This is a genomic window from Bacillus sp. LQ01 (genome assembly GCF_057624735.1).
This window is the reverse complement of record NZ_JBYEZL010000001.1, coordinates 759817-781493: the sequence shown is the minus strand read 5'-3', so window position 1 is coordinate 781493 and position 21677 is coordinate 759817. Positions and strand designations below refer to the sequence as shown.

The following is a 21677-nucleotide window of genomic DNA, read 5'->3' as shown; positions in this document are numbered from 1 at the left end:
CCTCAAACTTAATTCGACACGGAAATCTAAATTCCTTTTATAATAGAAAAAAAGCTTGGCAAGCGCCAAGCTTTCTCCTTATAATTCTTTACCTTCTACCGGTAGTACGTTTTTCACCGCTTCTACCACTTTCTCATCTTCTGTATCAGATAAGAAGATTGATATAGCACCTTTATCGTCGCTCGTACGAATTAAACGACCAATCCCTTGACGAAGACGTAAAATCATATATGGTACATCTACATCCCAGAACGGGTCATTCACATGTTTACGCTTCGCTTCAAACACAGGATCGTTTGGAGGGAATGGTAATGACCAAATGATAACATGTGATAATGATGAACCAGGAATGTCTAAACCTTCCCATAAATGAACGGCACAAAGTACAGTCTCTTCTTCATTTTGGAAGCGAGAAACGAGCTGACTAATTTCTTGATCCCCTTCATATAGGAACGGAACTGACATTTGTTCTTTACTTACATATTCTTTAAACGCTGCAAGTTCTTGCGTTGTACGGAATAATACAAGTGTACGTCCGTTTGTTTTCTGTATATTTTCAAGTGTATATTGACACTTTCTTTCCCACTCATTTTCTTTCGTATGCGATAGTAAGTTTACTGCCATTTGCTCTTCATAATCAAATGGTGAGGCAACTGAGAATGATAAGTAATCTTTTACCCCTAGGCTATTTGCTGTAAATGCGAATGAATCGTTATTAGATAATGTAGCAGATGAGAAGATATACGGGATTTTCTTCGAGAATACTTTCTCTTGTAATACTTCTTCAACTGCACGTGGCATAATTACTAACGTGAAGGCTCCATCACCTTCTTCACCCCATGTAATTACATTTTTCTCATGCATGAATAGACGAAGTGAATGTTCTAATACATCTAAATGTTCATCAACGATATTTAAATCATACGTATTTACTGTATGCATTTCACTTTCAAATACTAACGCATCACCGACTTCACCAATTTTCGCATAAAGTCGTTTTGCTTCAGCTGTTACTTTTTCTGTCACAGTAATTTCTAAACGATCAGAACCGGCAATTTCTTTTTTGTTTTCTTGTAACACATCAAAGAATCGCTCTGTTTGCCAAATTGTTTCTTCTACTAAATGTGCAAACTCTTCACGAATATCGTTTTGTAATAATCTCGTTAAAAGTTGCTCCATCATCGTTTGCTTTAAACGATATGTTAAAGCTTTTTGAGCTGCATATTCTACAAGATGTCCTTCATCGAATACAACACAACTACTTTCTGGTAATAATGGAATTTGCCCTTCACGCTTTCGAGCATCGTACGTCCAAATATGATCCATATAAAAATCTTGAGAACAAATAATTAAATCTGCTGCTTTACGATAATGTTCACGTGAAAGAGTTTGACCGCAACGATGACGAGAATCACAAGTGAAGCAATCTTGGAAGTAATCCCAATTTACTTTTGACCATTCTTCGTCATTTAATAGTGGAAATTCTTTTCGGTCACCATAGTGAGTAAAGTTTTGCATTGTACCATGATCGAATACAAACTGTGGTAACTCGTAATATACGTCTTCAATTACTTCTGGAGCTCGTCCACTCATAACATCTTCAAGTTTACGTAAGCATAAATAATTATCCATTGATTTTGCAAGCCTTACATCAACAGATAGCCCTAATGCTTCAGATAACTTAGCAATGTCCCCTTCTTCTTTCACAAGCTGCTCAATTAACGTTTCATCTGCACAAGCAATAATAGCTGGTTTCCCAGTATAACGCGCGTAACAAATTGCATATAGAAGATATACAATTGTTTTCCCTGTTCCTACACCAGCTTCTGCGAACATAACTTTCTTTTCTTGGAAAGCGCGTTCTAATTGAAACGCCATAAAAATTTGTTCATCACGCTCTTCAAAGCCTTTTTCCGGAAGGATGTCGTAAAACACATCTCCAATCCACTCATTCAACTTATCATAAAAATTATCTTGTTTTCCTACTTCAAATGGTAATCTCTTCTCAGTAAACATCCTTAGCCTCCAACCAAAAAGTTTTTCTATAAAAAGATAATAGCAACCGCTACTCATATGTGTGCAGCCACTTTCCCCTGTTGCAATACATAGAAATTCACGAAAAAAAATTTTCCTTTCGAAAAAGGAAAATTTTCTTCTATATTAATGACTTTAAATACCGTTTATCAATCGCTGTTTCATGTGAAAGAGCTGACAAATATTCTTCTTGTGCTTTTTGTATTTCATCTACAATCGCACCTTGACTATCCACTTCTTTTCCGAGCTCATCATACGTACGGTGAATAGCTTTTTGAATCATTGATAATTGGAAATTATCCATATCACTTCCTCCTTTACGCATTACATAATAGCCAGTATATGCGCGCTGGAGGAGTTTTATACTATGAATTACGCGGTGGACGTTTTCCGAAGTATTGGTAGTAATCTGTACGGATAAATCCGTTAAACAGCTTACGCTTCTTCGACGCTTCTTTTCCGTAACACTTCTCAAATGCTTCGTAGCTTGTTAATACATACGCTGACCATGTATCTAATGGGCGGAATACTTGTCCCATTTCTTTGTACAATTGTTCAACAAGTGCTTTTTCACTTAAACGTTCTCCGTATGGAGGATTCGTTACAACGTAGCCATAATCCTCTTTTGTTGTGAAATCTTTTACTTGCATTTGTTTAAATGTAATTAAATCGCCCAAGCCTACTTCTTCTGCGTTATCTTGAGCAACTCGAATCATACGATGATCAATATCGGATCCAATGATTTGTAATTGTTGATCATAGTTCGCTAAATCTTCAGCTTCTTGACGAGCTTCACGCCAGTTTTGTTTACCTACCCAGCCCCACTCGTCAGATGCGAAACCACGGTTAAATCCTGGTGCAATGTTTTGTCCAATTAATGCTGCTTCAATCGGAATTGTACCTGATCCACAGAATGGATCAACAAATGGACGATCCGGCTTCCAGTTTGTTAATTTAATTAAAGACGCAGCTAATGTTTCTTTTAACGGAGCTTCCCCTTGATCCATACGGTATCCACGTTTATGAAGTCCAACACCGCTCGCATCAATTGTTAATGTCGCAATATCCTTTAGCATTGCAATCTCGATACGGAATAACGGGCCATCTTCTTCAAACCAAGTTGTACGTTTATATGTTGTTTTTAATTTTTCAACGACAGCTTTTTTAACGATACGTTGGCAATCCGAAACACTGAATAATTCAGATTTTAAAGATTTTCCGATAACAGGGAATTCACCATTCTCTGGAATATAATCTCCCCAGTTTAATGCTTTCGTTTTTTCAAATAGCTCATCAAATGTTGTTGCTTTAAATTCGCCAACTTTAATTTTTACACGGTCCGCAGTACGTAACCATAAATTCGTACGACAAATCGCCTTTTCATCTGCTTCAAATGTTACTTTGCTGTTTTCTACTTGACATTCATAACCAAGATCGCGAACTTCTCGGGCAACTAACGCTTCAATACCCATTGCCGCTGTTGCAATTAAAGTAACTTTTCCCATTTGCATTCACCTCTTATGTATATTCAAACAATAATTAATAGCAATTGGTCCTATTAATCATTACATTTTACGAAAAATTTTCTCATTAACCATTTTAACTCATACTTTATAACTTCATACAAATAAAAAGCCCTCCTCTAACAAAGGAGAGCTGAGTTATTTCATAGTTGGTTCATAACGTTCTGTAAGCCATGTTCTGTTCCTTTGTACTACAAACGGCCCACGCCTCGTACTCCGGTGGCAATCATCTATCTACAGGTTATAAAACCTGTCCTTTCCCGTCGTTCATTTCCTTGGAAAAGATTCCCCTACCATTATTTGGGTTTCTCGCTCGTGGGGTTTACCTCGTTCCACTCCTATCATTTCTTCAAGGACTTCGTCACTGTGGCACTTTAAAGGTAGTCAAACCATATCCGAAAGGACTTAGGTTTTTTCCCTGCCGTTAAACCAGCCTTACAGCCAGAATACCCTAGCTTATGAATTGGCTAGGCACGAACACTACAGCCATCTCAGGCCGTGCGAGCATGGACTTTCCTCTACAACGTTGGCGTTGCAGCGATTACCCAAACGTTATGACATCCATTAGTATAGTGGAAACAAAAAGATTTTGCAACGTTTTTTTCTATGTAAAATGCTTAAACCTTTTCCCACCTTACATCATTCGTATAACTTACTTCCAAATACAGCTTTTTCTAAGTTAGATAAGCGTTTTAAAATATCCGTATTCGTGTTGTTATAAACTGGTTGTGCAACTGGTGTTTGTACAGGTTGTTGTGGAACTTGCGTTACTGCTAGTTTTTGTTCCTCTAATTCACGCTTTAAACGAGCATTTTGTTGCTTTAATTGCTCAAACTCTTTGTGGAAAGCTTCATAGTCTTTAATGATCATATCAAGAAACTTGTCTACTTCTTCTTGCTGATAACCTCTCATACCTGTTTTAAATTCTTTTTCTAAAATATCTTTCGCTGTTAATTTAATTTTATCCGAAATCATTTTCTTCACCTCAAATTTTTACCAAAACTTTCATTAACTAAATTTTTTCAGAAACAATGCTTTTTGTCAATCATATATACGAGTACTATATTACATATTTACTCTGCATTATTCCACTGTTCCTCTTCTATTATATCTTGTAAATCAGAAAAAAGAATGAAATAACTGTGATAATTTTCTATTTCTCCTTTTTTCTTTGCTGCTTCTACAATATATTTGGGACTTCCTGGTTTTTCTTCATCGTATACCGCTAAAAGCGCATCACTTTTTTCAATAAAAAATTGATTTTTTAATTTAAATTGCTCTGGACTTTCATACTTCCGTTTCGTGATACTATCAACATGGTCTGCTTGAGAAAGGATAAATTCATAATATTCACGATTATCTTCTTTCCAATTTTCTTCTTGTTCTAAAAACGGAGTGAATACCGCTAATTTTAAATCTGGATATTCTACTTGCATTTCAAAAACAACTTCAGCAGCCCATAATTCTACACCTAATTGGCCACTTATTATAACCCACTCTAAACCATCTTCTACAAAATTGGTTAATTTACGGTGTAACGCTTTCTTTATACACTCCACCCCTGGATGATCATTTTTAAATATTCCAAGTTCAAATGGCTTATATCCTGTTACTGCAATAACTTTCATATCAACACTCCAATTACAAAAAAAGAACTAGCATTTCGCTAGTTCTAACATATCATTTACTTTTTAAACATTCCACCAACGTTTGGTCCGATATTTGGACCGAATGGTGATACGTTTGGTCCAATATTCGGTCCGAATGGTGATACGTTTGGTCCAAACGGAGATACATTTGGTCCTGGACCAAATGGTGATACGTGATGTCCATGATGTCCATGATGTCCATGATGACCATGGCCACACGGTCCACATCCGCCGCCGAATCCTGGGTCGATTGGGTCCACAACATTTACATTTGAATTTGTTTGGGGGAAGAAGTTTTGGTTTTTAATTTGTTGATGATGTACATGTGTTGTATGTGTTGGGAAAATGTGTGGCACCACCGTTGTTGAAAAAGAGTGTGTTACGCATTGTTTCGTCGGATGAATGACAGGAGCAGTCGTACAAATAGGTCCTGTAGGCTTATGCCCTCCAAAGCAAGGATGACAATGATGCATAGTTTTTTCTCTCCTCTCTCGTTAAAAAAATCTGATTACACTTTACAGTATGAGAAAAGAGAGAAAGCCGTTTGTTATATATACCCATTTATTACAAGGAAATTTGTCTAGTCCTTTATTTCATTTACATTGTTTTTATAGACAATCCTTCAACATCACTTACCAAAAAAGCCTCCAACTTGCTTTACAATACCTGTCACTTGATTCATCGCATTCATCATTTGTCCAGCTGTATTCATCATTTTATTTACATCATAGTTACCATCTGATGTTTTAAATTGAGAAACAAAACTAGAAAACTGGCTTGGCTGTTGTTGCTTTTGCTTACCCTGCGTCGGGTACGGTTGTTTTGGTGGATAAAACATCGCTTGTTGATTAGCATACGGCGATGGTGGTGGCATATAATATTGCGAATTCATATAAGGCTGCTGCTGTGGTTGATTCATGTATGGTTGCTGAGCTTGTGATTGTTGAGCTTGATTCACATAAGGTTGCTGCTGTTGTGGTTGTTGAGCTTGATTCATAAAGGACACTTCAAACGGTTGATAATAATTTTGATTTCCATAATAAGGCTCGAAAGGATACATATTATACCGTAAATATGTATCCGTATTATATTGGTACATATTTTGCTGTGCATATGGATTCGTTTGCTGATATACGTTAGGTTGTTGAAACATGCATTCTCTCCTCCTTCACATAAGTTTCTACATATATAATATGTACCTATAAAATAATATGTGTGATGGAATATATGTCTATTTTTGTCGGAAGTTTAAATTTTTAAAAAATTAAAAAAGAAAACCCTTCCATGCTATGATAATTAAGAAGAAGATTCTCATGGGGGAGGAATCAACATGGTATTAGGGGATTTAAAACAAGCGTTTTCTCAAAAAAAGGGGTATTGCACAGAGAATGCAAATGAATTATTAGACTTTGCGAGACATTGGTATCTCGAAGGAAAAATATGCATATCAGATTATCGAACATTAATAAAAGAATTAGAAATAAACGGCGCAACAAAACCTACAACAATGACAGAAGCATAAAAATAACAAGAGGGCTCTCCCTCTTGTTATTTACATTGCTCAACTATATTTTGCAAAGTATACGAAATGGCTTGGTGTGTTTCAAAGAATCGTTTACCTTTACCTTTATTTACAAAGCATTGCAACACATTCGTTTGTAAATTATCGTATACTTGATCAATTTGCTGTACATGTATATACTTTGGCTTTTCTTCTTTAATCCACGTATAAGCTAATTCTTTCCACTTCTTTAATTCCTCATCTACCATATCTACAAACGGTTTCATATCCTTATAAAAGTCGTATTCAGTTAGTTCTCTTTTTTTTACATTCGCTTCATTATTATACTGCATGAGTTTTTCTGAAGACTGTATTAATGCTTCATTCTTCATTTCTTTCCCACCTTATTATGCACTCACTACGACGTTTTGAAATGTCTTCACCCAATTCCCTTTTTCTTCGTGATGCACTAATTTATTTTCCATATGTTCAATATGCATTTCTGTTATTTCTATCTTATTACATATTTTTTCACTCGCATCCTTTAATGCATGATTCATTCTAATCCCTATATTCATTTCCAGCAAATCGAGAGAACTTAACATTTGATCCATTTTTTTCATTACATCTTCCTTCTGAACCATCGCCATATACAAAACGCCTCCTTCTTTGCTTTTCCTTTGTCATGTAATTTCGCCGGATGATTCACCACTCCTGCCCACATGACAAAACTAGTTGTTATTCGTCAAAGAAATCATTTCGTATGTCATTTATAGAAATGGTAACAATACAAAAAGGAGGTGTATTACAATGGCAAAGAACAAAAATGAAAAAAAGAAAAACCAAAACAAACAACAAAATAAACCCGAGACTGGCAATCCAAAGCTAGATGGTCCAAACTTCCCTGCTACATAAAGCGAGACTTTATTACGAACATTTAAATTTCAAATCATCCTTAATCTCCTACTAGCATTACGTTTTGAAATTAAAGTTGTAGCACGCATAGCAGGATTTTTTCAAATTAAGAAGTCCCGTCTTCAAAATGGAAGACGGGACTTCTTTTTTATTATATCATGAACTCATCGATCCTTTTAGCAAAACGGTTTACGATAGATAGCCTATAGATTTGTTCTCTCTTTCTTCTATACCATTCTGTTATATTAACTTCCCCTTTAGGTTCTTCAAGTACAAATAGCACATTCATTTTCATATTTGCACAAAACCAATCTCTCATTTTTATTTCTTCATGTAAAATAACAGGATAAATATCTCTAAGTGTTGGCGTATAAGACTTTCGAGTTTCCTTTGCGTAAACTTCATAATCTTCTCTAGACCCAGTATGTGTAGTTTGCAGTGCAAACTTATAAAACGAACCATTATAAATTGGATGAAACAATAACCATGCTAATTTTTTTCCTAGTTCTATACGCTTTTGTAACGTTTCAAATTGATAAACCGAAAACCCATACATTCTCCCTTCAATTGTTGGGAAGATAACTGCACTAATATGAAGTCTTTCTTGTACTTTAAAAAGTGCAGTATGGAATACATGTTTTTTAAAATATGTATTCTCAATGACTGGTTTTTGAATTTTATTTTGTTCATTTATAATAAGCGCTGTCATAAGTCTATTCGTATCTCTTCTTTCCCAGAAAAGTAACCATTCTTTTTCCATAAAAATTGATACGTTGAAGTATTGCAACAAATGAAAGAGAGGTGCATGTCTCTTCTTACTTTCCTCATACAATAATAGCTGAGGAAATGCATCTAAAAAAATAATCCAATTAGCCTGTTCGTACAGAAGAAATAAATGTTTTTTTACCGTTCTAGGTAAAACAGTAGCATAATATCTCCCTTCTAAATCAGTCATATTCCAGCCCGCATTTCTCGAAACCATACTCGCTAAAAAGGCCCACCTGATTTCACTATTTCTTAAATAATATTCTTGATAAGATTGTGTCCGAGAAATATTGTCCACATTAGCTATTTCTGTTTTCTTTTTAATATTGTGAATGATTGCTTTTTCTTCCTCTGTACAAAAATTTTTTTCTCGATTTTGTTTAATTTTCATATAATCATTCCATGTAAACATAAATAAGTCATCATACCTTTCATCAAAAAGGTCACATCTTTTTTCATTTTTTGATATAATCACCTTTGTAAGTAATTCTTAGCAAGTTGGGGGTGGACACACTATGACCATTCGTTACCCAAATGGAAAAAGGTATAATCAAGCTTCACAACCTCAAAAAACACCTATAAAAACACATACTTATAGTAATAGAGGTATGTCCCTTGAAGAGGAATTGAATGAAACAAATCAATATTACTTAACCCATAATATTGCATGTGTACATAAAAAGCCTACACCTCTTCAAATTGTAAAAGTAGATTACCCCGCTCGAAGTGCTGCAGTGGTAAAAGAAGCGTATTTTAAACAACCTTCTACAACAGATTACAACGGTGTATACAAAGGGAAATACATCGATTTTGAAGCAAAGGAAACCAAAAATAAAACTAGTTTCCCACTTCAAAACTTCCACCTTCATCAAATTGAACATATGAAGCAAGTCGTTGCTCATAATGGAATTGCATTTGTTATTATTAAATTTACACTTTTTGATGAATTTTATTTACTAGATGCAAAACATATTATTGCATTTTGGAATCGTCAAAATACTGGTGGACGCAAGTCGATTACGAAAGAAGAAATAGAAGAGCATGGATCCTTATTATCATGCGGTTATCACCCTCGGATTGACTATATCCGTGTACTAGACATGGTTTATTTTTCGTGATAGAGTCATCACTAAGGCTCTTTTTTCGACTTTTGGGGGAGAGAATGAAAGGTAGGAGAAAGTATAATGTCAGATAATTATCGTTCTCGTACAGAACGAAATCATGTGAAAAATCAAGAGAAAAAAACACATAAAGAAGAAAAACCAAAGAAAAAAGGCTCCTTTTTCAAGAAATTCCTTATAGGTTGTCTACTTCTTGGTATCGTTGGTCTTGTAGCCGGCGTTTCCGCTTTCTTTGTTATGGTAAAGGACGCTCCAAAATTAGACAAATCCAAACTTGTTAATCCTTTATCAACAAAGTTTCTCGATAAAAACGGAAATTTCTTCTATGAATACGGTGCTGAAAAACGAACACATGTTACTTATGATCAAATTCCAAAAGTAGTTGAAAATGCATTTCTTGCAACTGAGGATTCGCGTTTCTATGATCATAATGGAATTGATTTTAAACGAACTACAAAAGCAGTTATGGAAAATGTCACTGGTGGTTTCGGTTCCCAAGGTGGTAGTACGATTACACAGCAAGTCGTTAAAAACTACTTTCTAACGATGGACAAAACTGCTAAAAGAAAAGTGCAAGAATGGTACTTATCTTACAAATTAGAGCAACAATACTCTAAACATGAGATTTTAGAAATGTACTTAAATAAGATTAATTTAGGTAACCGTTCATACGGTATTGCGACAGCAGCGCAAAAATATTATGGTAAAGATTTAAAAGACTTGCAATTACATGAAGCTGCTATGCTCGCTGGTTTACCCCAAGGTCCAAACATTTATGATCCAACAAAAAAGGAAAATGTTGAACGAGCAACAAATCGTCGTAATGTCGTATTATCATTAATGAATCGACATGGTTATATAACAAAAGAAGAAATGAATAACGCCGTTAAGATTCCAGTAACTGAGGGCCTTCAACCGTCTTCAGAAGTAACTGAGATGAAGTATCAAGCATTTTTAGATGCAGTTGTAAAAGAAGTTGAAAAAGAATATCCTGATGTAAATATCGGTTCAGATGGTTTAACGATTCATACAACACTTGATCAAGATGCTCAAGATTACGCCGACAAAATTATGGATGGCAATCTTATTAAGTATCCGGACGATCAATTCCAAGGGTCATTCGTATTTATGGATACACAGTCTGGAGAAGTTCGAGCAATTGGTGCTGGACGTAAAGAAAGTAAGTCTACTTTCAAAGGTCATAATATGGCAACTGATTTAAAACGCCAAGTTGGTTCAACAATGAAACCAATTTTCGACTACGGTCCGGCAATTGAAAATTTACAATGGTCTACATACCATCAATTAAACGACTCAGAGTATACGTATTCCAATGGTAAGAAAATACAAAATGCAACAAAGAGTTACAAAGGTGACGTTTCACTACGTGAAGCTTTGAAAAAGTCATTAAACATTCCAGCTTTAAAGACAGCACAAACAGTTGGTCTTAATAAGTCAAAAGAATTTGCTGAAGGTTTAGGCATGACCTTTAAAGAAGGAAAAGTCTACGAATCAACAGCAATCGGTAGTAACGATAGTTCTCCATTAGAAGTAGCAGGTGCATATGCAACCTTTGGTAATAGTGGTAACTATAATAAACCACACTTCGTAAAAGAAGTAACCTTCCCGGACGGGAAAAAGAAAAGCTTTAAACCGAAAGAACATCGCGCAATGCAAGACTATACAGCTTATATGGTTACTGACGTTCTTCGTGACGTAGTAAAACCTGGTTCTGGTGGTACAGGTCCAACAGCATACGTTTCAGGTGTTGACGTAGCAGGTAAAACAGGAACACAAAACTTTGATGAATCAGTTCTTCAAAAATATGACATCCCAGCTGATGCAAACAGAGATAGCTGGTTTGCTGGATATACGCCACAATACACAATGGCTGTTTGGACCGGTTACGAAAAAGATGGTCCAAAAAATTATGTTAGCGATCGCTCCACTAGAATTGCACAGCAAATGTTCCAAGTAATGATGAGCAAATTCGCTACAGATAAATCACGCTTTGAACGTCCTTCTTCTGTACAAGAAATAAACGGAGAGTTATACGTAAAAGGTGCGAAAAAAGATGCAATTAAACAAATTAAAGTAGATGCTCCTAGTGGTCTGAATGTCACTTTTGATGGCGCTAGCACAGTTACACTAAACTGGTCTGGACCAGCAGAAGTTGATGCATATGCAGCCAGCTATAAAGCAACTGACGGTTCAAGTGGTAGCCTATCAATAAGTGGTACGACAGCTACTCTTGGTGGTATTAAACCAGGTGTTACTTACAGCTTCTCTGTAGTAGCGAAAAAAGGCACTGGAACAAGCCCAGCAGTTGGTGCATCCTTCACTGCGCCTGGCGGAACTCCAGATGCAAAAAAAGCTGAAGAAGAGGCTAAGAAAAAGGCCGATGAAGAAGCTAAGAAAAAAGCTGATGAGGAAGCCCAGAAAAAGGCTAATGAAGATAAAGTAAAACAAGACGAAGCTAAGAAAAAGGCTGAAGAAGAGGCTAAGAAACAACAAGAACAGCAACAGCAAGAACAACAACGTAAACAGCAAGAAGAAGCTCAAAAGAAAGCTGATGAGGAAGCTAGAAGGAAAGCTGAAGAAGAAGCTAAGAAAAAAGCTGAAGAAGAAGCTAAGAAGAAAGCTGAAGAAGAGGCCAAGAAAAAAGCTGAAGAAGAGGCTAAGAAACAACAAGAACAGCAACACCAAAATCCCGGAGGAGATACACCTCACGCAGACGGTGCTGTTGTTACAACAGAGTCCTAATATACAAAAAAAGAAGTCCGTTTCTCTTAACGAGAAGCGGACTTCTTTTTTGTTATCATTTTCTTTACATACAGCTTTTCTATTTCGATATACAACTGCGCTAATTGAATATAAGAATGATAATTACTCGGTTTCTTTATAATGAATGAATATCTTTCCATAAAATTAACAGGTTGCACTTTTAATTTATTCGTATTTATTTGCATTTCATTCAAACTATGAACAGGTTGTTCATTTAGCCAATAGACAACCGATAACAAGTGAGCTGCAAAAAGAATCATTGGTCCCTCAGCCTCTTGCTTATTTCTATTTCGAAACAGTATAGCAATGTCTTCATGCTTATTTTTCCATACATTCAACATCACTGGAATGCTGTTTTCAATTTCCTTCCATGGCTCATACTGTCTTTCAATATCAAATATAAAGTAAGTATTTTGTATTATCTCTTCAAAAGAATTGTCTGTATGATACTTAATTAAATTTACACTTTCTTTAAAAAATGGTAAACAGTGAAATTCTTTCGGTATTTCTATAACTCGTTCCATCCTTTATTTCACCTTCATTCGCTTCTTTCCTTCACGACATACTTCTAACAGTCTGCATTCCTCACATTGCGGTCGTTGTGCTTTACAATGATAACGTCCAAAGAAAATCATACGATGATGTGTAACTCCCCACTCATCCATTGGTACTTTCTTCATTAATGTTTTTTCTACTTCTAACACAGAGTCTTTCCATCTACACATAGCTAATCGTTTACTCACTCGCTCCACATGTGTATCAACAGCAATTGCCGGAATTCCAAACGCTACGGAAACTACAACATTCGCTGTTTTCCTTCCTACACCTGGTAATTTCGTAAGTTCATCTCGATCGTTCGGTACTTCTCCATTATAGTCATCTAATAACATTCGGCATAATTTTTGAATGTTTTTTGCTTTATTTCTATACAATCCGATAGAGCGTATATCTTGTTGTAATTCTTCTAGAGAAACACTTAAATAATCTTCTGGTGTTTTATATTTTTGAAATAAATTTCTTGTCACTTTATTTACAAGTACATCCGTACATTGTGCAGATAACGCCACCGCGATTACAAGTTCAAATGGATTATCATGAACCAATTCACAATGTGCTTCTGGATACATATCTGCCATTGTGTCTAAACAATAACGGATTTGCGTTTTGTTAAGCATATTTTTCCTCCTATATTACTGCTCCAACCAATTATAAAAAGGCACTTTTCCAGTAAATTTCGTCTCTTGTTTTGTCATTTGTTGTGCCCTTTGTTGATTCGCTCTAAATTTTTGACCTTGATTTTGAGCCTGATCTACCGTTTTAATTCCATTCTTTTTCCACTCAAATAAAATACGATCAATATATCGGAAATTTAGTTTTCCACTCATTACAGCTTCTCTAAGAGCCGCTTGAATTAAATTTGGATGATGTTGATCTTGGTCCTCCCACATCCCTAACGTTTCACATTCGAACGGCGAAAGTGGTCTTCCAAATTCTTTTTCAAATACTGTATATAAATTTACTTGTAGCTGTTTTTTTTCTTTTTGCTCTTCCTCTATTGATTCATCCATTAAGAAATGTAATATTTTTTCCCATAACGGTTGTAAAGAATAACTTTCGCACATCATCGCTTCTGATCTTTGTCCACCTTCTAGTGATAAAAAACCTTTTTGAATCAACGTCTGAATTACTTCCATACATTTCATTTCCGTTATCGTCATCCGTTCAGAAATCTCTGAAGGAGTCGGAAACGAATTACCTGATTCTAAAAATGTGTGTACATGAAGTACAACCATAAATTCCGTCTCATTTAAACCTAATTTTTTATAATGCATCATAAGCAATTTTGGAATTGCAATGCTTCCCTGCTCAAACCACTGTAACATCATTTTCTTTTTCATCACCAAACACCTCGCTCTCTAGTATAACACACCTTTAGCTATTTCTTTTTGCCACAATCCGTCAAAAAAACCTCCCCATTAATAGGGAGGTTTTTTATATTACATGAATGAAATATAAAATTAAGCTTGCACTTTACTTTTCATAAATGTATGGATGCGCTCTAATGCTTTCTCTACTTGTTCAAGAGATGTCGCATATGATAAACGAACATTATTTGGAGCACCAAATCCTGTACCTGGTACAAGAGCCACTTTTTCCTCTTCTAATAGAGCTTTTGCCCAATCATCAACTGTTGCATATCCTGATAAAGCTACAGCTTCTTTTACGTTAGGGAATAAGTAAAATGCCCCTTGCGGTTTAATACAAGTAAAGCCAGGGATTTGAATTAATTTATCATAAATGATGTTTAATCTCTCTTCAAAGGCTTGACGCATTGTTTCCACAGGTTCTTGTGAGCCTGCATATGCCGCAATTGCGCCGTATTGAGCGATTGAAGTAGGGTTTGACGTACTATGACTCGCTAAATTCGTCATTGCTTTAATAAGCTGCTTATTTCCTGCAGCATATCCAATACGCCATCCTGTCATAGAATGAGATTTAGATACACCATTAATAATAAGTGTTTGTTCTTTTAATGCATTAGAAAGCTGGGCAATTGAAGTATATTCTACGCCACCATAAATTAATTTTTCATAAATTTCATCAGAAACGATTAAAATATCATGTTCTAAACATACTTCTCCAAGCTGTTGTAATTCTTCTTTGCTATAAATCATTCCTGTTGGATTGCTCGGTGAATTAATAATAACTGCTTTCGTTTTCTCTGTAATTGCCTCACGCAGCTGCTTTGCTGTAATTTTGTACTCATTGTCTTCTAAACCTTCTACATAAACCGGCTTACCGCCAGCAAGCTTTACTTGCTCTGGATAGCTTACCCAGTAAGGAGTTGGGATGATAACTTCATCTCCCTCATCAAGTAATACTTGGAATAATGTATATAATGCATGCTTTGCACCATTACATACAATAATTTCAGATGGATTATACGCAATACCTTGATCGCGAGTAAATTTCTTCACAATTTCTTGTTTTAACGATTGTAATCCACCTGTTGGTGTATACTTCGTATGCCCTTCTAACATCGCTTTATGTGCAGCATCCATAATATGCTCTGGTGTATTAAAGTCAGGTTCCCCTGCCCCTAATGCAATTACATCATGACCCTCTGCTTTTAATGCTTGTGCCTTTGCTGTAATTTCTAAAGTTGAAGACGGTGTTAAAGCAGCTACTCGCTTTGCTAATTTCATTTGTAGTTCCCCCTACATCTATTTTTCAATGCTATATCGTCTTAAAAATTTTCCATCTTTAAATTCAAGATAGTAATAACTATAACGATTGTCATCATCAATATATGTAACTTCCCATAGTGGTACATCATTTTCAAAGCCTAATTTCACTTTCATAATCTCTTTCGGCTTACTTTTTGATTCCTTACTTTCATTGCCGACTTGCTCTATTGTTCTTTGTATAGCCTCTTTTTCAGAAATACCTTCGCTCTTTTTCCTTACTACAGTATCCCCTTTTTTCTCAGGCACCCAAACGATAAGTTGTTCTCCCTTTTCATCTGTACCTTGCACGACTATATATGCAGATTTTCCGTTGTAATAATCAACAGATTTCACCTTTGTAAGCTTTGCTTTTTCTTTAGCAATTTCTACAAATTTCGACTCTTTTGGAATTTTCTTTCCCATCGCTTTATTATAAACATACGCCCCATATATTCCGCTAGCAACGATAACAATAATGATTGCAAAAATCCACTTTTTCATTGTATCACTACGTTCTGTAAATCGTAAATACAGCTGTTTCTTTATCTTTTTCGTCTAATGCTAGTCCGAACATGAGGTCCTGCTCTTTTAACGTACGATTTAAACTATCAACAATTTTATACAAATCCGACGAATATTTAATACGCGTCGTTGATAGTACTTCGATTTTCTTATCCATGAAAAAACTCCTCCGTTACACAAAAATTTCTAATTATAGAAGAACGCAATGCGGTTACAATAAGAGTACATTCTTTACAACCCCTGCTTCATCACCCATCTATTATAGCAGGACATGTACAGCAAAAAAAGGTTTCAAGTCGAAAACCAACACATTTTGTATACAAGAAGTAAGAAAAATAAAATTCCTCCTACCCACATTTTTTACGCCTGAAGTTTATAAGTACTTCAGGCGTATTTTTCTTCCATTTTTATTCATTTAATGGTTCTTCTAATTGTACTAACAATTCTTCTAATGGTCCTTCATAAAGAGGTACGTTAGGAATCGATTGTAGAAATCGTTTTCCATAGGAAGAACTCGTCAAACGACGATCTAACACTACTACCGTTCCTGTATCTGTATTCGTTCGAATTAAGCGGCCGAATCCTTGTTTGAAACGTAATATTGCTTGTGGGAGCGCTAATTTAGCGAATACATCTTCACCTTGATTTTTTAGCCACTCACCTTTCGCTTCCATCATCGGCTGATGAGGAGGTGTAAATGGTAGACGGACTATAACAAGACAACTTAAGGCATCTCCAGGAATATCTATTCCTTCCCAGAAACTGCTCGTCCCTAATAAAATTGATTTGTCGAACTCTTGAAACTTTCGAATTAAGCGGCTTCGACTTCTATTATTCACACTTTGGGTGAGTAATAAATAACCCTCTAATTCATCATTATTTTTTAAATTCGCATACGCTTCTTTTAACATTTCATACGAAGTGAATAAAACGAGCATTCTGCCTTTTGTGGCTTTTGCTATCTTTGCAATATGTTCCGATACAGATTCAATATATCGCTCATTACTTACTTGCTTAATAAAAGGTACATCCGTTGAAACCATTAATTTCATCTGTTCATCATAACGAAATGGTGACGGAACCTTTAAAGTATTTGGAGCGAAATCATGTAAACCAAGTTCCTCTTTTATATAATCAAACGTATCGTTAACTGTTAGTGTTGCGGATGTAAAAATAACACTCTTTTTTTCTGTTAAAAATTCATCAGCAAATCTTTCACCAATATGGACAGGCTGTGCGTATAGAACTGTTGAATGAATCGTCCCTTTAGTTTCAGTCTCCATCCAAGTTACATACGAATTCTTTTCTAATACGAGTAACTGTAATGATTCTGCCATCTTTCTCAGCAACTCAATTAAATGCATAAATTCACCTGTTACAACATGCATCTCCCATTCTAACTTACTTTGCAATATATCAACTTGCTTCTCAAGAGCAGTTACTACCCTTCTTAATTCATATATAAAACGATTTGTTAATTCGACGATACTATCCCACAACTTACCTTTTTCTAGTTCTGCGTTATACCTATAGATGAGCGGCATATTATTCGTTCCTTGCTCTTGCTTTGTTTGTTTAAATATAAAAGTACGTAACATTTGGAAGAGTTCATCCGCATCAAACTTAAGTTCCTTCAAACTATAACTTATCATACGGAAAGTTGAACGAGATGCTTGCTCTGATTTTTTCATCATTTTATATACTTTGGAGAGTACATCTTCTGTTTCTAGCGTCCCAAGACGAGATATAACCAATTGAAAATACATACAAGAGAACTGTTCACCCAATGTTCTACTCGCAGCTTCTTCAATATGGTGAGCTTCATCAAAAATAATATGTTCGCATGAAGCAAACAACGGTTCTTCACTTGAAAAATCTTGAAATAATAACGCATGATTTGTAATAACGATATCTGCAAATAAAGCTTTATTCTTCGCTCGCTGATAAAAACAACGACTAAACCAATTACTTTGCATACCGCCTGGACTATACGCATCGCTACAAATACGATTCCAAAGTAACTTTCCGCCCTCAGGAATATTTAATTCGTCTCGATCACCTGTTTCAGTTTGCAATAGCCAAACTAAAATCTTCGCCTTCGTAAGTGCCATATCATAATTTTTTTCTTCCTCTTGCAAAGCATACTCAAATTTATGTAAGCATAAATAATGCTTTCTTCCTTTTAGAAGAGCTGCCTCAAATGAAAATGGCATTATTTTTTGTAATAACGGAATTTCTTTTTCTAATATTTGTTGTTGGAGTTGTACCGTTTGTGTACTTATAATGACAGGTTCTTCTTTTCTCTTTGCAAAATAAAGACTGGGAAGCAAATAAGCAAGAGTCTTTCCTGTTCCTGTACCCGCTTCAATTAGTGAAAAACGAGAATCTCTTAACGCCGTATATATCTCTTTCATCATCAGTTGTTGACTTTCTCTTCTTTCAAACTTTGGCATATGTGATTCCAATTTATCCATCGTTTTATTCAAGAAAGCATCAAACTTTGATGAACACGTTTCTCCAAGGTTTAAGGAATAGTTCCGCTTTTTCAGCGCAATATTTCGATGTATTTCATACTCCGCTATATCTTCTTTACCGTGCATTACTTTCTTTAAAATATTTTCAGAAAGCACATCAGCTATATCGCTTTGGAACACATCACTTAATTCATAAAGCGATTGCAACGTGACAAGTGGTAACTTTTCAATTTCATTTAAAAATTGTAAAAATAATTCCGCTGTTGCAAGAGCATCACTATCCGCACGATGTGGTTGATCGTGCTCTAGTTCATGCTTCTTAGCTAAATCACGTAATTTATAACTATCGGCTGTCGGCAAAAGAATTTGAGCCAATTCAACCGTGTCGATTTTCGGACAATGTATTTCTGTATATCCAGCTTGCCTTAATTCTTCATTTAAAAAATTCCAATCAAAGTGAACATTATGCGCAACGAAAGCCGCACCTTGTAATAGCTCAACAATCATCGGGGCTACATCTTGAAATAACGGGGCTTGTTTTACAAGACTTTCATCAATCCCTGTTAATTCTGTAATAAATGGTGGGATCTCTCTCTTTGGGTTAACAAAAGACGAAAAAATCTCCAATATCTCTCCATCTTCTACTACAACAGCTGCAATTTGGGTAATTTTATCCTTCCCATCTTTCCAGGAGTTCCCTGTCGTCTCTAAATCAACAACGACATAACGCTTACTCATATATGTAACACCTCAATTTCTTACCTTTCAAACAACAATAATTTATATAATGTTACTATACCACGTTTTATCTCATCTTAATGAAAAGATGCACAAAAAAGCTATCTCCGCAATGGAGATAGCCTTTCTACTTATAATATCGTACCCGCTTTTTCAGCACCTAACATTTCAATAATTTGATTATTATCGTCTAATACTGCAATTTTTGGTTCTTGTTTATGAATCTCTTCTTCCGTAACTAGCCCATAACAAATAATAATTACTTTGTCCCCTGGTTGTACAAGCCTTGCCGCAGCACCGTTTAAACAAACAACACCACTACCGCGTTCCCCTTTAATAACGTATGTCTCTAAGCGAGCACCATTATTATTATTTACAATTTGGACTTTTTCGTTTTCTACAATATTTACTGCATCCATTAAGTCTTCATCAATTGTAATACTACCTACATAATTTAAATTTGCCTCCGTTACAGTTGCACGATGTAACTTTGCTCTCATCATTGTGCGAAACATAGATGCTCCCCCTTATTTAACTGTTAATGTTATATTGTCAATTAATCTTACATTTTCAAACTTAACTGCAATAGCTAAAATGATTCTTCCTTTGACTTTCTCTACCATTGTTAATGACGGATATGCATATAAATCTGCATAATCTACAGTGCCTTTCGTATGCGTCTCAATATACTCTTTCACAAGATTTGTAATGATTTCGGGATTACGTTCACCTGCCTCAATTCTTTCTTTCGCTATACATAGGCTGCGGTATAAATGAAGAGCTTCTTCACGTTCATCTTGTGATAGGTACACGTTACGAGAACTTTTCGCTAAACCATCTTCTTCCCTTACAATATCAACTGGTACGATTGTAACTGGAATATTGAAATCAGTTACAAACCCTTCAATTACTGCAACTTGTTGAGCATCTTTCATACCGAAATAAGCACGCTTTGGCAGCGTAATATTAAATAGTTTCATTAGTACAGTTGCAACACCAGCAAAATGACCAGGTCTTTGTTGACCGCATAATACGTCCGTGCGCTTCACAACTTCTACCGTTGTTGTTTGTTCTGCTGGATACATTTCTTCTACACTCGGATAAAATAAATAATCTACACCGTTTTCTTTTGCTACATTTTCATCTCTATCAATATCACGAGGATATCGATCTAAATCTTCATTTGGGCCAAATTGTAGTGGGTTTACAAATACACTTAAAACTACAGTTTCATTTTCTTCTCTTGCCTTACGTAATAAAGTAGCATGGCCTTCATGTAAATAACCCATTGTTGGAACAAAACCAATACTCTTTCCACTTGCACGAAGTTCGCTCGTAATTTGCTGCATCTCTTGCACTGTAGTTACGATTTTCATTATTGTTTTCCTCCATATAACGCTAAGCATTCTTCCTCTTTCATTGTGAACGAATGTTTTTCTTCAGGAAATTGCCTTGTCTTTACTTCAGTAACATATTGTGAAATCCCACGCACAATCTCCTCTTGAACAGACGTATATTGCTTCACAAATTTCGGAACACGATTTACGCCGTATGAGATAAGATCATGATAAACAAGCACTTGCCCATCTACTTTTTGTCCTGCGCCAATCCCAATTGTCGGTATTGTTAGTTGCTCTGAAATAAGTTCTGCTAACTGCATTGGTACACATTCTAACACAAGCGCTATTGCACCAGCTTCTTCACATTTCTTTGCATCTTCTATTAATTTTTTTGCACTCTCCGCATCTTTTCCTTGCACTTTATATCCACCCAACACTCCTACAGATTGAGGGGTTAAACCTAAATGCGCTACAACAGGAATTCCTGCGTTCGTCAAATATTGAATCGTCGATATAACTTCTCCAGCACCTTCTACCTTCAGTGCGTGTGCCCCGCTCTCTTGAACGATGCGGCGTGCATTCACCATCGTTTCTTGTAATGATACGTGATACGACATAAATGGCATATCAGTTACAATAAACGTCTCTTTCGCTCCGCGGCGTACAGCTTTCGTATGATGAATCATATCCTCTACTGTTACAGGTACTGTTGAATCGTATCCGAGTACAACCATTCCAAGAGAATCTCCAACTAGAATCATATCAACTTCAGCTTCTTCTGCTAATTTAGCAGATGGATAATCATACGCCGTTAGCATTGTAATCGGCTCACCTTGCTCTTTCATCTTCAAAAAATCTGTTTTTGTTTTCAAAAACTACTCCTCCTTTATGCAGGAGAGAGGAGATGGCCGAAATCATATAAAAAAACCCCTCTGGCCATAAAAGGGCAGAAGGGTTGTGTGTTAGTCGGCATTATTCATCCCTCTGTCCCAGTCCGTTATTGGATCAAGGCAGAATCCAAGTTATTATTTTTCGTATGACTTCGAATCATGGTGCAGTTCGCTCTGATACTGCCCACATTCGA

24 protein-coding genes and 1 other RNA gene are annotated in these 21677 nt (G+C 35.8%); 4 read left to right on the top strand and 21 right to left on the bottom strand.

Features of this window, described 5'->3' with window-relative positions; all coding sequences use genetic code 11:
• Positions 1–78 precede the first annotated feature (78 nt).
• The 8 genes from AC22L0_RS04260 to AC22L0_RS04225 all read right to left on the bottom strand — a co-directional run bounded on the left by AC22L0_RS04260 (position 79) and on the right by AC22L0_RS04225 (position 6359).
• Positions 79–2016 (bottom strand): ATP-dependent DNA helicase, encoded by a 1938-nt coding sequence (locus tag AC22L0_RS04260; protein ID WP_000493699.1) that lies wholly within the window; start codon positions 2014–2016, stop codon positions 79–81.
• Positions 2017–2155: 139 nt separating this feature from the next.
• On the bottom strand, positions 2156–2338 hold the full coding sequence (locus AC22L0_RS04255; protein ID WP_000368570.1) for a DUF3921 domain-containing protein: 183 nt from the start codon (positions 2336–2338) through the stop codon (positions 2156–2158).
• Between the two features lie 61 nt (positions 2339–2399).
• The gene (locus tag AC22L0_RS04250; protein ID WP_087948099.1) at positions 2400–3539 is read right to left on the bottom strand and encodes a THUMP domain-containing class I SAM-dependent RNA methyltransferase; all 1140 of its coding nucleotides are present in this window, start codon (positions 3537–3539) and stop codon (positions 2400–2402) included.
• Between the two features lie 180 nt (positions 3540–3719).
• Positions 3720–4110: RNase P RNA component class B (gene rnpB / locus AC22L0_RS04245), an RNA gene on the bottom strand.
• A gap of 86 nt (positions 4111–4196) precedes the next feature.
• Complete coding sequence (gpsB, locus tag AC22L0_RS04240; protein WP_000622431.1) at positions 4197–4532, bottom strand: cell division regulator GpsB; 336 nt, start codon at positions 4530–4532, stop codon at positions 4197–4199.
• 98 nt (positions 4533–4630) lie between these two features.
• Entirely contained in the window at positions 4631–5185 is a 555-nt protein-coding gene (locus AC22L0_RS04235) for an SLOG family protein (RefSeq protein ID WP_000862914.1), read from the bottom strand.
• Between the two features lie 56 nt (positions 5186–5241).
• Positions 5242–5679 carry a CotD family spore coat protein gene (locus tag AC22L0_RS04230; RefSeq protein ID WP_000546267.1) on the bottom strand — a complete coding sequence of 146 codons (438 nt, stop codon included), beginning with the start codon at positions 5677–5679 and terminating at the stop codon, positions 5242–5244.
• A gap of 155 nt (positions 5680–5834) precedes the next feature.
• Positions 5835–6359 (bottom strand): YppG family protein, encoded by a 525-nt coding sequence (locus AC22L0_RS04225; protein ID WP_000487626.1) that lies wholly within the window; start codon positions 6357–6359, stop codon positions 5835–5837.
• 177 nt (positions 6360–6536) lie between these two features.
• Between AC22L0_RS04225 and AC22L0_RS04220 the strand changes: the two genes are divergently transcribed.
• Positions 6537–6728 (top strand): YppF family protein, encoded by a 192-nt coding sequence (locus tag AC22L0_RS04220; RefSeq protein ID WP_000242652.1) that lies wholly within the window; start codon positions 6537–6539, stop codon positions 6726–6728.
• A gap of 26 nt (positions 6729–6754) precedes the next feature.
• Here the strand turns inward: AC22L0_RS04220 and AC22L0_RS04215 are convergent, their stop codons facing one another.
• Both AC22L0_RS04215 and AC22L0_RS04210 read right to left on the bottom strand, forming a co-directional pair.
• On the bottom strand, positions 6755–7099 hold the full coding sequence (locus AC22L0_RS04215) for a YppE family protein (RefSeq protein ID WP_000786940.1): 345 nt from the start codon (positions 7097–7099) through the stop codon (positions 6755–6757).
• A 15-nt stretch (positions 7100–7114) separates the two neighbouring features.
• Complete coding sequence (locus AC22L0_RS04210; protein ID WP_001252036.1) at positions 7115–7357, bottom strand: hypothetical protein; 243 nt, start codon at positions 7355–7357, stop codon at positions 7115–7117.
• Between the two features lie 85 nt (positions 7358–7442).
• Between AC22L0_RS04210 and AC22L0_RS04205 the strand changes: the two genes are divergently transcribed.
• A complete protein-coding gene (locus AC22L0_RS04205) occupies positions 7443–7622 on the top strand; it encodes a hypothetical protein (protein ID WP_001987054.1) in 180 nt (59 codons plus the stop codon).
• 151 nt (positions 7623–7773) lie between these two features.
• Here the strand turns inward: AC22L0_RS04205 and AC22L0_RS04200 are convergent, their stop codons facing one another.
• A complete protein-coding gene (locus tag AC22L0_RS04200; protein ID WP_000495656.1) occupies positions 7774–8799 on the bottom strand; it encodes a DUF2515 domain-containing protein in 1026 nt (341 codons plus the stop codon).
• A gap of 103 nt (positions 8800–8902) precedes the next feature.
• On the opposite strand from AC22L0_RS04200, the gene recU reads away from it, so the two are divergent.
• Both recU and AC22L0_RS04190 read left to right on the top strand, forming a co-directional pair.
• Positions 8903–9505, top strand: a complete 603-nt coding sequence (recU, locus tag AC22L0_RS04195; protein WP_000155598.1) for a Holliday junction resolvase RecU — start codon at positions 8903–8905, stop codon at positions 9503–9505.
• Positions 9506–9571: 66 nt separating this feature from the next.
• Positions 9572–12271, top strand: coding sequence for a PBP1A family penicillin-binding protein (locus AC22L0_RS04190; protein ID WP_001283099.1), 2700 nt, complete (start codon positions 9572–9574; stop codon positions 12269–12271).
• A 26-nt stretch (positions 12272–12297) separates the two neighbouring features.
• On the opposite strand, the gene AC22L0_RS04185 is transcribed toward AC22L0_RS04190, so the two are convergent.
• From AC22L0_RS04185 to panB, 10 genes are all read right to left on the bottom strand, one after another.
• On the bottom strand, positions 12298–12816 hold the full coding sequence (locus tag AC22L0_RS04185; protein ID WP_000442652.1) for a YpoC family protein: 519 nt from the start codon (positions 12814–12816) through the stop codon (positions 12298–12300).
• Between the two features lie 3 nt (positions 12817–12819).
• Positions 12820–13467 (bottom strand): endonuclease III, encoded by a 648-nt coding sequence (gene nth / locus AC22L0_RS04180; protein ID WP_000933034.1) that lies wholly within the window; start codon positions 13465–13467, stop codon positions 12820–12822.
• A gap of 15 nt (positions 13468–13482) precedes the next feature.
• Positions 13483–14190, bottom strand: a complete 708-nt coding sequence (dnaD, locus tag AC22L0_RS04175; protein WP_000728552.1) for a DNA replication protein DnaD — start codon at positions 14188–14190, stop codon at positions 13483–13485.
• A 120-nt stretch (positions 14191–14310) separates the two neighbouring features.
• The gene (gene aspB / locus AC22L0_RS04170; RefSeq protein WP_087966036.1) at positions 14311–15498 is read right to left on the bottom strand and encodes an aspartate transaminase AspB; all 1188 of its coding nucleotides are present in this window, start codon (positions 15496–15498) and stop codon (positions 14311–14313) included.
• Positions 15499–15516: 18 nt separating this feature from the next.
• On the bottom strand, positions 15517–16020 hold the full coding sequence (locus tag AC22L0_RS04165) for a cell wall elongation regulator TseB-like domain-containing protein (RefSeq protein WP_000758739.1): 504 nt from the start codon (positions 16018–16020) through the stop codon (positions 15517–15519).
• A gap of 7 nt (positions 16021–16027) precedes the next feature.
• Positions 16028–16198: a YpmA family protein gene (locus AC22L0_RS04160; RefSeq protein WP_000358352.1), complete on the bottom strand. Its 171-nt coding sequence runs from the start codon at positions 16196–16198 to the stop codon at positions 16028–16030.
• A 250-nt stretch (positions 16199–16448) separates the two neighbouring features.
• A complete protein-coding gene (gene dinG, locus AC22L0_RS04155) occupies positions 16449–19253 on the bottom strand; it encodes an ATP-dependent DNA helicase DinG (RefSeq protein ID WP_000044955.1) in 2805 nt (934 codons plus the stop codon).
• Between the two features lie 131 nt (positions 19254–19384).
• Positions 19385–19768, bottom strand: coding sequence for an aspartate 1-decarboxylase (gene panD / locus AC22L0_RS04150; RefSeq protein ID WP_000490182.1), 384 nt, complete (start codon positions 19766–19768; stop codon positions 19385–19387).
• A gap of 12 nt (positions 19769–19780) precedes the next feature.
• Entirely contained in the window at positions 19781–20629 is an 849-nt protein-coding gene (gene panC, locus AC22L0_RS04145; RefSeq protein ID WP_000707027.1) for a pantoate--beta-alanine ligase, read from the bottom strand.
• The gene (gene panB / locus AC22L0_RS04140; protein WP_000851108.1) at positions 20629–21465 is read right to left on the bottom strand and encodes a 3-methyl-2-oxobutanoate hydroxymethyltransferase; all 837 of its coding nucleotides are present in this window, start codon (positions 21463–21465) and stop codon (positions 20629–20631) included. Before panB ends, panC begins: the two co-directional genes overlap by 1 nt.
• Positions 21466–21677: the final 212 nt, after the last annotated feature.

What these genes read in the sequence shown, in the direction of transcription:
- AC22L0_RS04215 (WP_000786940.1), bottom strand. Translation starts at nt 7,099, where the DNA reads ATGAAGAATGAAGCATTAATACAGTCTTCAGAAAAACTCATGCAGTAT.
- nth (WP_000933034.1), bottom strand. Translation starts at nt 13,467, where the DNA reads ATGCTTAACAAAACGCAAATCCGTTATTGTTTAGACACAATGGCAGAT.
- AC22L0_RS04220 (WP_000242652.1), top strand. Translation starts at nt 6,537, where the DNA reads ATGGTATTAGGGGATTTAAAACAAGCGTTTTCTCAAAAAAAGGGGTAT.
- dnaD (WP_000728552.1), bottom strand. Translation starts at nt 14,190, where the DNA reads ATGAAAAAGAAAATGATGTTACAGTGGTTTGAGCAGGGAAGCATTGCA.
- AC22L0_RS04255 (WP_000368570.1), bottom strand. Translation starts at nt 2,338, where the DNA reads ATGGATAATTTCCAATTATCAATGATTCAAAAAGCTATTCACCGTACG.
- recU (WP_000155598.1), top strand. Translation starts at nt 8,903, where the DNA reads ATGACCATTCGTTACCCAAATGGAAAAAGGTATAATCAAGCTTCACAA.
- AC22L0_RS04235 (WP_000862914.1), bottom strand. Translation starts at nt 5,185, where the DNA reads ATGAAAGTTATTGCAGTAACAGGATATAAGCCATTTGAACTTGGAATA.
- aspB (WP_087966036.1), bottom strand. Translation starts at nt 15,498, where the DNA reads ATGAAATTAGCAAAGCGAGTAGCTGCTTTAACACCGTCTTCAACTTTA.
- panD (WP_000490182.1), bottom strand. Translation starts at nt 19,768, where the DNA reads ATGTTTCGCACAATGATGAGAGCAAAGTTACATCGTGCAACTGTAACG.
- AC22L0_RS04210 (WP_001252036.1), bottom strand. Translation starts at nt 7,357, where the DNA reads ATGGCGATGGTTCAGAAGGAAGATGTAATGAAAAAAATGGATCAAATG.
- gpsB (WP_000622431.1), bottom strand. Translation starts at nt 4,532, where the DNA reads ATGATTTCGGATAAAATTAAATTAACAGCGAAAGATATTTTAGAAAAA.
- AC22L0_RS04225 (WP_000487626.1), bottom strand. Translation starts at nt 6,359, where the DNA reads ATGTTTCAACAACCTAACGTATATCAGCAAACGAATCCATATGCACAG.
- AC22L0_RS04230 (WP_000546267.1), bottom strand. Translation starts at nt 5,679, where the DNA reads ATGCATCATTGTCATCCTTGCTTTGGAGGGCATAAGCCTACAGGACCT.
- AC22L0_RS04250 (WP_087948099.1), bottom strand. Translation starts at nt 3,539, where the DNA reads ATGGGAAAAGTTACTTTAATTGCAACAGCGGCAATGGGTATTGAAGCG.
- dinG (WP_000044955.1), bottom strand. Translation starts at nt 19,253, where the DNA reads ATGAGTAAGCGTTATGTCGTTGTTGATTTAGAGACGACAGGGAACTCC.
- AC22L0_RS04160 (WP_000358352.1), bottom strand. Translation starts at nt 16,198, where the DNA reads ATGGATAAGAAAATCGAAGTACTATCAACGACGCGTATTAAATATTCG.
- AC22L0_RS04200 (WP_000495656.1), bottom strand. Translation starts at nt 8,799, where the DNA reads ATGTTTACATGGAATGATTATATGAAAATTAAACAAAATCGAGAAAAA.
- AC22L0_RS04190 (WP_001283099.1), top strand. Translation starts at nt 9,572, where the DNA reads ATGTCAGATAATTATCGTTCTCGTACAGAACGAAATCATGTGAAAAAT.
- AC22L0_RS04165 (WP_000758739.1), bottom strand. Translation starts at nt 16,020, where the DNA reads ATGAAAAAGTGGATTTTTGCAATCATTATTGTTATCGTTGCTAGCGGA.
- AC22L0_RS04260 (WP_000493699.1), bottom strand. Translation starts at nt 2,016, where the DNA reads ATGTTTACTGAGAAGAGATTACCATTTGAAGTAGGAAAACAAGATAAT.
- AC22L0_RS04185 (WP_000442652.1), bottom strand. Translation starts at nt 12,816, where the DNA reads ATGGAACGAGTTATAGAAATACCGAAAGAATTTCACTGTTTACCATTT.
- panC (WP_000707027.1), bottom strand. Translation starts at nt 20,629, where the DNA reads ATGAAAATCGTAACTACAGTGCAAGAGATGCAGCAAATTACGAGCGAA.